The sequence below is a fragment of the Acinetobacter sp. 24-47-64 genome (genome assembly GCF_057737055.1).
In genome coordinates this window covers 1,378,969-1,391,903 of record NZ_CM173215.1, presented here as the reverse complement: position 1 = coordinate 1,391,903, position 12,935 = coordinate 1,378,969, and the positions used below count along the sequence as shown (strand labels likewise).

At 41.2% G+C, this 12,935-nt stretch carries 7 protein-coding genes, 2 tRNA genes and 3 rRNA genes; 5 read left to right on the top strand and 7 right to left on the bottom strand.

The features are described 5' to 3' along the window. Window positions 1-23: 23 nt before the first annotated feature. The 4 genes from AC1M85_RS06575 (at window position 24) to ppk1 (ending at window position 4,288) form a co-directional block, all read left to right on the top strand. Window positions 24-290: a YARHG domain-containing protein gene (locus AC1M85_RS06575; RefSeq protein WP_035266544.1), complete on the top strand. Its 267-nt coding sequence runs from the start codon at window positions 24-26 to the stop codon at window positions 288-290. 29 nt (window positions 291-319) lie between these two features. Continuing rightward, on the top strand, window positions 320-733 hold the full coding sequence (locus tag AC1M85_RS06570) for an HIT family protein (protein WP_180028951.1): 414 nt from the start codon (window positions 320-322) through the stop codon (window positions 731-733). A 219-nt stretch (window positions 734-952) separates the two neighbouring features. Next, on the top strand, window positions 953-2,044 hold the full coding sequence (locus AC1M85_RS06565; protein ID WP_180028952.1) for a porin: 1,092 nt from the start codon (window positions 953-955) through the stop codon (window positions 2,042-2,044). A gap of 177 nt (window positions 2,045-2,221) precedes the next feature. Beyond that, the gene (ppk1, locus tag AC1M85_RS06560; protein ID WP_481589500.1) at window positions 2,222-4,288 is read left to right on the top strand and encodes a polyphosphate kinase 1; all 2,067 of its coding nucleotides are present in this window, start codon (window positions 2,222-2,224) and stop codon (window positions 4,286-4,288) included. A gap of 10 nt (window positions 4,289-4,298) precedes the next feature. On the opposite strand, the gene ybaK is transcribed toward ppk1, so the two are convergent. Further along, window positions 4,299-4,769, bottom strand: a complete 471-nt coding sequence (ybaK, locus tag AC1M85_RS06555) for a Cys-tRNA(Pro) deacylase (RefSeq protein ID WP_180028959.1) — start codon at window positions 4,767-4,769, stop codon at window positions 4,299-4,301. A gap of 269 nt (window positions 4,770-5,038) precedes the next feature. Between ybaK and AC1M85_RS06550 the strand changes: the two genes are divergently transcribed. Continuing rightward, window positions 5,039-5,524 carry a lytic transglycosylase domain-containing protein gene (locus tag AC1M85_RS06550; protein WP_373683363.1) on the top strand — a complete coding sequence of 162 codons (486 nt, stop codon included), beginning with the start codon at window positions 5,039-5,041 and terminating at the stop codon, window positions 5,522-5,524. A gap of 26 nt (window positions 5,525-5,550) precedes the next feature. On the opposite strand, the gene AC1M85_RS06545 is transcribed toward AC1M85_RS06550, so the two are convergent. The 6 genes from AC1M85_RS06545 to AC1M85_RS06520 all read right to left on the bottom strand — a co-directional run bounded on the left by AC1M85_RS06545 (window position 5,551) and on the right by AC1M85_RS06520 (window position 12,824). Then, window positions 5,551-6,903 (bottom strand): MFS transporter, encoded by a 1,353-nt coding sequence (locus AC1M85_RS06545; RefSeq protein ID WP_481589498.1) that lies wholly within the window; start codon window positions 6,901-6,903, stop codon window positions 5,551-5,553. A 551-nt stretch (window positions 6,904-7,454) separates the two neighbouring features. Then, window positions 7,455-7,569 (bottom strand): 5S ribosomal RNA (rrf, locus tag AC1M85_RS06540). 180 nt (window positions 7,570-7,749) lie between these two features. Then, window positions 7,750-10,641: ribosomal RNA gene (locus tag AC1M85_RS06535) — 23S ribosomal RNA — on the bottom strand. Between the two features lie 379 nt (window positions 10,642-11,020). After that, window positions 11,021-11,096 (bottom strand) — tRNA-Ala (locus tag AC1M85_RS06530). Between the two features lie 52 nt (window positions 11,097-11,148). Beyond that, window positions 11,149-11,225: transfer RNA gene (locus AC1M85_RS06525), tRNA-Ile, on the bottom strand. Between the two features lie 61 nt (window positions 11,226-11,286). After that, window positions 11,287-12,824 (bottom strand): 16S ribosomal RNA (locus tag AC1M85_RS06520). Together the 16S, 23S and 5S rRNA genes with 2 tRNA genes alongside form the textbook arrangement of a ribosomal RNA operon. Between the last annotated feature and the right edge of the window lie 111 nt (window positions 12,825-12,935).

Here is a 12,935-nt window from a genome sequence, read left to right as displayed (position 1 = left end):
TCCATTTCTAAATGAGGATACTCATGAATAAGTTTTTATTAGGTTTAATTACTGCTGTATCTGTTTCAGCTGGGGTTAATGCTTTTGCCGATACTACAAAAGAGTGTGAAAAACTTAAAGATGATTACAACATCATCTATGCATCAAAAGGCTTCTGTTTTAAAGATCCAGATACTAAGGCAAAGTTCGGCAATGAAAATTGCAATACAACTAAACCTAAGTTCTCAGAAAAAGAGCAACAAAAGCTTGACTCCATTAAGCAACGTCAGAAAGAATTGAACTGTAAATAATTCAATCTAATTACATTCTGGGAATAGTTATGGCTTACGATGATCAAAATATTTTTGCAAGAATTCTACGTGGTGAACTTCCTGCAATTAAAGTGTATGAGGATGAGCAAGTTCTTGCATTTATGGACATTATGCCTCAGGCAGATGGTCATACTTTAGTCATCCCTAAATCACCTGCCGTAACTTTACTCGACTTAGATCCAAACACTGCAGCGTACACGATTCAAATCGTTCAAAAAATTGCAAAAGCGATTGAAACAGCACTAGATGCAAAAGGTATAGTGTTGATGCAGTTATCTGGTGCTGCAGCTGGGCAAACCGTGCCTCACGTTCACTTCCATCTTATTCCAAGTTCAATTCATGAACTGGGTAAACACGCAGCACAAATGGGTGATCAAGAGCGTATCAAGACTTTGGCTGAGAAGATTAAAGCTGCTTTATAACAGATCCTCATAAAAAAAGGAGCTTTGGCTCCTTTTTTTTGGTTTATGCCTTTTGATTACTATAAATTGTTTCTATCCATTTTCATGATAATGAAATAAATTCTTAATATTACTGACTTATTTGTAATGAATACTTAGCACCAATAGAGAACAGTAGTTACAAAAAAACTACTGATCATGATTATTAGGACAATAAATCAGTCTTTACTGGAGCTAGAAATGAAAAAAACACTTTGTGCATTAGCAGTTGGGGCAACACTAATTACACCATCAATCGCAATGGCAGCCGACGTTAAAATTTATGGTCGTGCGCATGTTTCATTAGATTACCTTGATGATGGTAAAGATTATAATGAAGTGGGTTTATCATCTAATTCATCTCGTCTAGGCTTTAAAGTTGAACAGAAACTAGAAAATGATATGACTGTTTTTGGTCAAATTGAACAAGAAATCAACTTTGCTAGCGGTGGACAAAATTCAGGTGTTGATTTTGCAACACGTGATACATTTGTTGGCTTAAAAGGTAATTTCGGTCAAACTCGTGTCGGTCGTTTTGATAGCCCTTTTAAAATAGCACGTGGTCCAGTTAACTTTTTCGGCGATCAAGTAGGTGATTTACGTAATGTAACACGTGCTGGTGACTTACGTTTTGATGAGCGTAATGAAAATACCATCGAATATAAATCACCAAAATTCGGAAATGGGTTCAATGTATTAGCAGCACTTTCATTGCACGAAAGCAATTCTCCAGGCTTCACGGAAACAATTGTAGATAAAGATACTGGTGAAGTTATTCAAAAGAAAGGCGACTCTAAAAAGAATAAAGCTTACGATCTTGCATTGACCTATAAAGAAGGTCCTGTTGATTTCGCAGCTGCTTATGAACACTATGAAGAAGATGCGACTCGCGGCGAACGTGATGGCTTCCGTTTAGCTGGTGCTTATAAAATCACACCTGAGCTAAATATTGGTGGTTTATATCAATATATGACTCATGACAATGACGTAAAAAATCCTGATGCACAAGTCATTGGTGTTGCAGCTGATTATAAATTTGCACCAAAAACATATATCCGTGGTCAAGTGATGCACCGTGATGTAGATGCTAAAGATGCGAACGCAACACTCATTGCTTTAGGACTTGAACATCGTCTTGATAAAGCAGTTCGTGTTTACGGTAACGTCGCAACTGTGCTTAATGACAAAAACTCAAGCCTTACACCGTGGGAACAAGCACGTACAAATAATGTGAAGGGTTTCAAAGGTGAGGATGCTTTAGGTTTATCTTTAGGTTTCCGTTACGATTTCTAAGCCCTAATTGATTTAAAAAAAGCACACTTATTGTGTGCTTTTTTGATTAAAATAAAATAAATCCAATTATATATATTTATCGAATATATACCAATCAATGTAATATTACTGTCACACATCAAACGTACCATCGCTGCAAGGTCTTTCCTGACGGCTCAAAAAGCAATAATTGGTACTATGCACTCTTTTGAAAACTTTCAACACAATTCAGACACTTACATTAATCGCGAACTTTCATTATTAGAATTCCATAAACGAGTTTTAGCTCAAGCTAAAGACCCTCACCACCCCTTATTAGAGCGACTAAATTTTTTAATCATCTTTTCTCGGAATTTAGATGAGTTTTTTGAAATACGCGTTGCTGGACTTTTAAAACAGATCGAATTAAATCAAATAACTACTGCGCCTGATGCTATTCCCAATGAAATTATTTTAGAACAAATATCTAAAACAACGCATCATGCGGTTCAAGAACAATATCAGATACTTAATAACGAGCTCATTCCTCAACTTAAATCTTATGGTATCGAATTTATCCAATATCATGGAATTTTAGATAAATATACTGAATGGATTCAAAACTACTTCAGTAAATTTATTCAACCAGTAATCACGCCCATCAGTTTAGACCCTGCCCATCCTTTTCCCCGTTTAGTCAATAAGAGCCTTAATTTTATTGTCACGCTTGAAGGTAAAGATGCTTTTGGTCGTCAGATTGAGCTCGCGATCGTACCTGCACCGAGAACTTTGCCAAGGGCGGTCAAAATTCCTGATGACTTATGCGAAGGTAAGCAACATTACATCCTGTTGTCGGCTATTCTGCAACAACATATCAATGACTTATTTCCAGGAATGAAGGCGACAGGATGCTACCAATTCCGTGTTACACGCAATGCTGACTTAAATTTAGCTGACGATGTAGACGATCTGGCAGTTGCTCTTAAAGATGAACTTTCTTCGCGAAGATTTGGACGTGAAGTTCGACTTGAAATTGATCACAATTGCCCAGAAACGATTAACCAATATCTACTTGAACAATTTTCTTTAGAACCTTCACAACTCTATCGTGTTCAAGGTCCTGTAAATTTAGCTCGATTATTTTCAGATTTTGATTGTCCAGATTTGAAGTTTAAACCCTATCAACCCGTGATACCGAAGATATTGAGACAATCAAAAAGTATATTTGATGTATTAAAACAACGTGATGTCCTTTTACATCATCCTTTTGACTCATTTTCACCCGTCATCAACCTGTTAAAAGAGGCTGCAAAAGACCCTAATGTCTTGGCAATTAAGCAAACTCTTTATCGCAGCGGACCAGATTCAGAGATCGTTCAGGTCTTAGCAGAAGCAGCACGAAATGGTAAAGAAGTTACTGCGATTATTGAATTACGTGCTAGATTTGATGAAGAATCCAATATCATGGTCGCCAACCTCCTACAAGAAGCTGGAGCTGTTGTTGTGTATGGCATCGTGGGCTATAAAACTCACGCTAAAATGATTCTGGTTGTTCGTAGAGAAGCAGATCATCTGAAACGGTATGTTCATTTGGGAACTGGCAATTATCATGCTGGTAATGCAAAAATGTATACCGATTACGGTCTTCTGACCACTGATGATGACATTTGTGAAGATGTCCATAAAATCTTTCAAGAATTGACAGGTATGGGAAAAATGGCAAAGCCTAAAAAGCTGTTCCATGCACCTTTTACCTTGCATGAACAGCTTTTAAAACTCATTGCCAATGAAATCCACCATGCTAAGTCTGGTCATAAAGCGCATATTATTATCAAAGTTAACGCTTTAACTGAACCTAAATTAATCGCGGCACTTTATCAAGCGTCAAATGCAGGTGTTCAAATCGATCTGATCATTCGTTCCATCTGTTCATTAAGACCTCAAGTACCACAGTTATCAGAAAATATCCGCGTCAGATCCATTGTAGGACGTTTTTTAGAACACACACGGGTCTACTATTTTCTAGATCAAGGCAATGAGAAATTATATTGTTCAAGTGCAGACTGGATGGGACGTAATTTATTTTCAAGAGTAGAAACTTGTTTTCCGATTGAAGATAAAAAACTAAAGAAAACGATTATTAAAGATGGTCTACTGAATTATCTGAACGATAATCAACGTGCTTGGGAATTAGATCAAGAACATCAATGGAACAAGGTATGCCCACCTGATGATCAAGAAATTTTTATCGCTCAAGAATATCTAACCAATCTACGTCAAATGTAGTGATCAAACATTAAGTGTGATCCACAATGTCCTTAAATTGAGCATCTAATACTTGGGCCAATGATTGAGGATCTAATCCGATATCTAGCCCTCGTTTTCCACCACTCACGTACACCTTTTTAAGAGAACTTGCCGATTGGTGAATGACTGTATTAAGTCGCTTTTTTTGAGCAATTGGACTAATCCCACCCACTAAATAACCGGTCAGACGCTCAGCCACTTTCGGATCAGCCATTTTAAGTTTTTTACAACTGAAAGCATTCGCCGCCTTTTTTAAATTAAGTTGATGGTCCACTGGTAAAATTGTCACAAAATAATTGACATCATCTGTCACTAGAAGTGTCTTAAAAACTTCATGTACAGATAAACCCAATTTTTGAGCTGCTTCTAAACCAAAACTTTCAGCATTAGGATCATGCTCATATTCATGAACAGAATAATCTATCTTTTTGTTTTTTAGAAATTTACAAGCTGGCGTCATGATGATTTCAGGCATTTAATAATGGCATTATTATAAGAAAATATTGAATCAATTTTAAAGTTTTTCTGATCTATTTATCTTACTCATCAATATATTGCAAAACTACAACACTCCAATTTATCTAGGGCTTGACCCCAATCACCAGCTTACTTATGATTTTTGCAAATTGAATTTGCACGGTTACTATTTTGCTTTTTTTACAACGTTTACAATCACCTCCCCCATCCTTTACTTTCCTTAAATATAGTTTAGTTCTATCATCGTGTATCGTGTTTGTTGGTTGCTCATCTTTAGGTGGTGGTTCAGTACAAAAACGCGCCGCAAAACTTTCAACAGGTATTCAAAAGGCATACTCTGTACACCCAGACACCGCAAATAGGGTTTCACCACTGATTGTGCAAAGTGCGCAACAATTTGATGTCGACCCCCTGTTAATGGCCGCTCTTATTCGACAAGAATCGAGTTATCGAAATTATGCAGTATCACCAGCAGGTGCTGTAGGTCTTACTCAAATTATCCCTAGATATTGGCAACAATCTTGTCCAGGTGACCTTTTTCAAGAAAATATTAATATACATTGTGGGACTTTTATCCTATCAAAATATAATCAATCTGCTGGTAGCTGGAAAAAAGCACTGGCCTATTACAACGTTGGGCCTACTGGATACAACACAAATCGAAAAATGAAAAAACAAGGTAAACGTTATGCCAAACAGGTTAAAGAGCATCAAAAAATTTTAAAATCACATTTATAAAAAAAGCCTCTTATGAGGCTTTTATTCTACTGTGTGATTGAAGATGCGATTTTTATTTTTTCAGGAACTGTTTCAATCACTTTTGTCCTCTTAATACAGAATACGGCTATTGCACCAATTACTGCTGGTATAGCAACAGCAATGAAATTCCATTTGTGCGGCAATTCCATTCCTAAAAGAATACCAATGACAATGGGGCCGACAATTGCACCTATACGCCCTACCGCTGAAGCCCAACCAATCCCAGTTGAACGTACAGCAATTGGATAAGATTGCGCTACATAGCTATATATTAAAATACTAGTACCAATTGATGCTGCACCAGCCAATGCCACAAGTAGATAAATAACCATTGGCGGCGAATTGAAACTTAATCCAAATAAAGCAAAAGCTCCAATTACAAACATCGAAATCACTACAGGTTTGAGATGAAACTTATCTGCTAGAATTCCACCACCAATAGTACCGATGACAGCGCCAATATTTAATGAAAGTAAAAATGTTAAACTACTTCCTAAAGAATAACCTGCAGCCATCATTAACTTTGGTAACCAACTTCCTAATGCGTATGTCATTAAAAGACACATAAAAAAACAGCACCAAAATAATAACGTCGTTTTCGCTCTACTATCAGTAAATAGAGATTTAACCGATGCATCAGGTAGTTTAATTTCGTTTAGAACCAAATGAGTTGACGAATTAACATTTAAATCTGCATTGATCTTATTAATAATTTCTGAGGCAGGTTCATAATTTTTTTGTTTCACTAAAAATGTTAGTGATTCAGGCATATACTTCCATATAAACGGTAATACTAATAATGGAATTCCTGCAATAAAGAACATAATCTGCCAACCAAATTCAGGTGTAAATTTTACACCCAATAAAGCCGCCATAATTCCGCCAACTGCATAGCCACTAAACATAATCGTAACTAAGGTACTTCTCAATTTTTGTGGTGCATATTCAGAAGTTAAAGTTACTAAATTTGGCAAAACACCGCCTATACCAAGTCCAGCAATAAATCTTAAAATTCCAAATTCTGTTGGATTACTTGCGAATCCTCCTAAAAAAGTAAAACCACTGAACAAGGTTACACAAATTAAAATAACTTTTTTTCGACCAATTTTATCTGCCAACATACCAAAAAGCATCGCACCAAACATCATTCCCGCTAGCGCAGTGCTCGCTAATAACCCAGCTTGGACAGAAGTCATACCCCACTCTTGCATAAGAAGTGGCAACGTTACGCCATTAATTGCTAAATCATAACCGTCAAAAATTACGATAAATAAACACCATAATACGATTGATAAATGAAAGGGTTTAAATTTTGCATTATCAATTACAGCATTCACATTCATTGTCTGCGCTGTCATTTTTATCTCACCTCCAATTGTGAGTATTTTTAAAATAATGAACCTGGATTCATATTTTATATAAATGCAATAAATTAGGATTTTTGTCTATACAACTTTCTAGTGGATTATTCATTTAATAGATTGATTAATAATTCAATTGGCATAAAAAATCATGAAAATTCAAGTTTTAAGAGTTTTATATTTATTCTTAGTTACTAAGAATGAATTCTTATATAACCTTTCGACTGAAATCTTGATTTTTAATACTCAATCTGCAAATTAGGATTGGCATTTTATTTAATAGTCAACTTTGATGCTCTTTGTAAATAAAAATTTCATTGTAAATCATTCATTTTTTGAACCATTCATTATTGTTTATTATTTAGCTTTTCAACTAATTAGTTGGGTTGTTTTTATGATATTAGCCTTATCACTAAGGCATTTATTGTTTAGCATAAATTAACTGAATGGAGCTTCTTATTTAATTACAAGGGTTTAATTATTTTCAAATTCAATTTTTCCACATAAAAAAACACCCCCTTTGAATGAAGGGGGTGTTTAGAATAATGAGCTGGCGATGACTTACTCTCACATGGGTAACCCCACACTACCATCAGCGCTAAGAGGTTTCACTTCTGAGTTCGGGAAGGGATCAGGTGGTTCACTCTTGCTATTGTCGCCAGCACAACTGTTGTGACTTTGCTTAGGTCTTATTCACATATATTATTTGCGTGCCTTTGCTTGGTCAAAGAAGTTATTAACAGCTATTTGAGTTGCTTTAATTTGTGCAGTTTAGCGTTTTATCTAACTAAATCAAGTTATTTGTCATGATTTGAACCACAACACCAACTGTTTGGGTGTTGTATAGTCAAGCCTCACGAGTAATTAGTATTGGTCAGCTTCATACGTCACCGTACTTCCACATCCAACCTATCAACGTTGTAGTCTTCAACGGCTCTTTAGAGGACATAAAGTCCTTGGGAAATCTAATCTTGAGGTAGGCTTCCCGCTTAGATGCTTTCAGCGGTTATCCCTTCCGAACATAGCTACCCGGCGATGCGACTGGCGTCACAACCGGTACACCAGAGGTTCGTCCACTCTGGTCCTCTCGTACTAGGAGCAGATCCTCTCAAATTTCCAACGCCCACGGTAGATAGGGACCGAACTGTCTCACGACGTTCTAAACCCAGCTCGCGTACCTCTTTAAATGGCGAACAGCCATACCCTTGGGACCTGCTTCAGCCCCAGGATGAGATGAGCCGACATCGAGGTGCCAAACACCGCCGTCGATATGAACTCTTGGGCGGTATCAGCCTGTTATCCCCAGAGTACCTTTTATCCGTTGAGCGATGGCCCTTCCATACAGAACCACCGGATCACTAAGACCTACTTTCGTACCTGCTCGACTTGTGGGTCTCGCAGTTAAGCGCGCTTTTGCCTTTATACTCTACGCGTGATTTCCGACCACGCTGAGCGCACCTTCGTACTCCTCCGTTACTCTTTAGGAGGAGACCGCCCCAGTCAAACTACCCACCAGACATGGTCCTCGCTCCAGATAATGGAGCAGAGTTAGAACCTCAATATTACCAGGGTGGTATTTCAAGGACGGCTCCATAGAAACTGGCGTTTCTACTTCAAAGCCTCCCACCTATCCTACACAAGTAAGATCAAAGTTCAATGTCAAGCTGCAGTAAAGGTTCACGGGGTCTTTCCGTCTAGCCGCGGGTACACCGCATCTTCACGGCGAATTCGATTTCACTGAGCCTCTGCTGGAGACAGCGCCGCCATCATTATGCCATTCGTGCAGGTCGGAACTTACCCGACAAGGAATTTCGCTACCTTAGGACCGTTATAGTTACGGCCGCCGTTTACTGGGGCTTCGATCAAGAGCTTCGCTTACGCTAACCCCATCAATTAACCTTCCAGCACCGGGCAGGCATCACACCCTATACGTCCACTTTCGTGTTTGCAGAGTGCTATGTTTTTAATAAACAGTTGCAGCGGCCTGGTTTCTGAGGCTGCCAGTAGCTCAAGGAGCAAGTCCTATCACCGCCGGCAGCGTACCTTCTCCCGAAGTTACGGTACCATTTTGCCTAGTTCCTTCAGCAGAGTTCTCTCAAGCGCTTTGGTCTACTCGACCTGACCACCTGTGTCGGTTTCGGGTACGATTCCTGTGTAACTGAAGCTTAGAGACTTTTCCTGGAAGTATGGTATCAGCCACTTCGCTAGTAAACTAGCTTGCTATCGATTCTCAGCATAGAGTACCCCGGATTTGCCTAAGATACATGCCTACAATCTTCCACCTGGACAACCAACGCCAGGCTGACTTAACCTTCTCCGTCCTCTCATCGCATTACACAGAAGTATTGGAATATTAACCAATTTCCCATCGACTACGCCTCTCGGCCTCGCCTTAGGGGTCGACTCACCCAGCCCCGATTAACGTTGGACTGGAACCCTTGGTCTTTCAGCGAACGGGTTTTTCACCCGTTTTATCGTTACTCACGTCAGCATTCGCACTTCTGATACCTCCAGCAGACTTCTCAATCCACCTTCATCGGCTTACAGAACGCTCCCCTACCACTTGCAATAAATTGCAAATCCGCAGCTTCGGTACATAGTTTTAGCCCCGTTACATCTTCCGCGCAGGCCGACTCGACTAGTGAGCTATTACGCTTTCTTTAAAGGGTGGCTGCTTCTAAGCCAACCTCCTAGCTGTCTATGCCTTCCCACATCGTTTCCCACTTAACTATGATTTAGGGACCTTAGCTGGCGGTCTGGATTGTTTTCCTCTTGACTACGGACGTTAGCACCCGCAGTCTGTCTCCCGGATAGTACTCATTGGTATTCGGAGTTTGCATCGGTTTGGTAAGTCGGGATGACCCCCTAGCCGAAACAGTGCTCTACCCCCAATGGTATTCGTCCGAGGCGCTACCTAAATAGCTTTCGGGGAGAACCAGCTATCACCAGGCTTGATTAGCCTTTCACCCCTATCCACAAGTCATCCCCTGGCTTTTCAACGACAGTGGGTTCGGTCCTCCAGTAAGTGTTACCTCACCTTCAACCTGCTCATGGATAGATCGCCTGGTTTCGGGTCTACACCCAGCAACTAAACGCCCTATTAAGACTCGATTTCTCTACGGCTCCCCTATTCGGTTAACCTTGCTACTGAATGTAAGTCGCTGACCCATTATACAAAAGGTACGCAGTCACCACACGAAGTGGCTCCCACTGCTTGTATGCATGCGGTTTCAGGATCTATTTCACTCCCCTCACAGGGGTTCTTTTCGCCTTTCCCTCACGGTACTGGTTCACTATCGGTCAGTCAGGAGTATTTAGCCTTGGAGGATGGTCCCCCCATATTCAGACAAGGTTTCACGTGCCCCGCCCTACTCGACATCATCATGTAAGCCCTTTCGTGTACAGGACTATCACCTACTATGGTTGCACTTCCCAGAGCATTCCACTAAAGCTTACATAACTTAATGGGCTTTTCCCCTTTCGCTCGCCGCTACTGAGGGAATCTCAATTGATTTCTTTTCCTACGGGTACTGAGATGTTTCACTTCCCCGCGTTTGCCTTGCAACACTATGTATTCATGTTGCAATACCTATCTTATGATAGGTGGGTTCCCCCATTCAGAAATCTCCGGATCACAGGATATTTGCCGCCTCCCCGGAGCTTTTCGCAGGCTATCACGTCTTTCATCGCCTCTGACTGCCAAGGCATCCACCACATGCACTTAATTACTTGACTATACAACCCCAAACAGTCGTTCGATCCTACAAGTAGATCGTTCAACATTACAGTTTGAAGTACTGTGTATCTAAACACTGTACAGCTTCAATTCAAATTCATATACCAAAACGCTTGATTCAGTTAATTTCGCTAGTTCTCATTTCAATCACTTCAACTCAATAACTTACGTTATCTCGTTTCCGCTCTTTCTATGAGTATGAACAAATTATTTCAACTCAAATATATGCTGTTAATGATTCACTACGTCTTCGTCAGATCGCAGTCAACTGTGATAAATCACAGAGCTTAATAATCAAGGCGTGCAGTATACACAGCTTTATTACTAAGCTCTATAAGCTATCAACTCGTTTGCTTACTACGTATTCGAATGAATACGTGGTGGAGACTAGGAGAGTCGAACTCCTGACCTCCTGCGTGCAAAGCAGGCGCTCTACCAACTAAGCTAAGTCCCCAGCTTATCATTTAGATCAATGTATCTTTCTGTATGAATTGCTTCGTCAGTAGTGGTGGGTCTGACAAGACTTGAACTTGTGACCCCACGCTTATCAAGCGTGTGCTCTAACCAACTGAGCTACAGACCCTCAGATACATCGTCATGAAGAACAACTTGTTGTGGATTCTTACCAATCGTCAATCTTTCGTTAAGGAGGTGATCCAGCCGCAGGTTCCCCTACGGCTACCTTGTTACGACTTCACCCCAGTCATCGGCCACACCGTGGTAAGCGTCCTCCTTGCGGTTAGACTACCTACTTCTGGTGCAACAAACTCCCATGGTGTGACGGGCGGTGTGTACAAGGCCCGGGAACGTATTCACCGCGGCATTCTGATCCGCGATTACTAGCGATTCCGACTTCATGGAGTCGAGTTGCAGACTCCAATCCGGACTACGATCGGCTTTTTGAGATTAGCATCCTATCGCTAGGTAGCAACCCTTTGTACCGACCATTGTAGCACGTGTGTAGCCCTGGTCGTAAGGGCCATGATGACTTGACGTCGTCCCCGCCTTCCTCCAGTTTGTCACTGGCAGTATCCTTAAAGTTCCCGGCTTAACCCGCTGGCAAATAAGGAAAAGGGTTGCGCTCGTTGCGGGACTTAACCCAACATCTCACGACACGAGCTGACGACAGCCATGCAGCACCTGTATGTAAGTTCCCGAAGGCACCAATCCATCTCTGGAAAGTTCTTACTATGTCAAGACCAGGTAAGGTTCTTCGCGTTGCATCGAATTAAACCACATGCTCCACCGCTTGTGCGGGCCCCCGTCAATTCATTTGAGTTTTAGTCTTGCGACCGTACTCCCCAGGCGGTCTACTTATCGCGTTAGCTGCGCCACTAAAGCCTCAAAGGCCCCAACGACTAGTAGACATCGTTTACGGCATGGACTACCAGGGTATCTAATCCTGTTTGCTCCCCATGCTTTCGTACCTCAGCGTCAGTATTAGGCCAGATGGCTGCCTTCGCCATCGGTATTCCTCCAGATCTCTACGCATTTCACCGCTACACCTGGAATTCTACCATCCTCTCCCATACTCTAGCTTCCCAGTATCGAATGCAATTCCCAAGTTAAGCTCGGGGATTTCACATCCGACTTAAAAAGCCGCCTACGCACGCTTTACGCCCAGTAAATCCGATTAACGCTCGCACCCTCTGTATTACCGCGGCTGCTGGCACAGAGTTAGCCGGTGCTTATTCTGCGAGTAACGTCCACTATCCAAGAGTATTAATCTTAGTAGCCTCCTCCTCGCTTAAAGTGCTTTACAACCAAAAGGCCTTCTTCACACACGCGGCATGGCTGGATCAGGCTTCCGCCCATTGTCCAATATTCCCCACTGCTGCCTCCCGTAGGAGTCTGGGCCGTGTCTCAGTCCCAGTGTGGCGGATCATCCTCTCAGACCCGCTACAGATCGTCGCCTTGGTAGGCCTTTACCCCACCAACTAGCTAATCCGACTTAGGCTCATCTATTAGCGCAAGGCCCGAAGGTCCCCTGCTTTCTCCCGTAGGACGTATGCGGTATTAGCATCCCTTTCGAGATGTTGTCCCCCACTAATAGGCAGATTCCTAAGCATTACTCACCCGTCCGCCGCTAGGTCCAGTAGCAAGCTACCTTCCCCCGCTCGACTTGCATGTGTTAAGCCTGCCGCCAGCGTTCAATCTGAGCCATGATCAAACTCTTCAGTTTAAAATCAATAGTACCTAAAGGGTACCAATCTTGGCTCATCAATTACTGACAAAAAATTTGCTCAAATAAACTTCGAGAAATTTCTACCAATTATTAATGATAATATATATC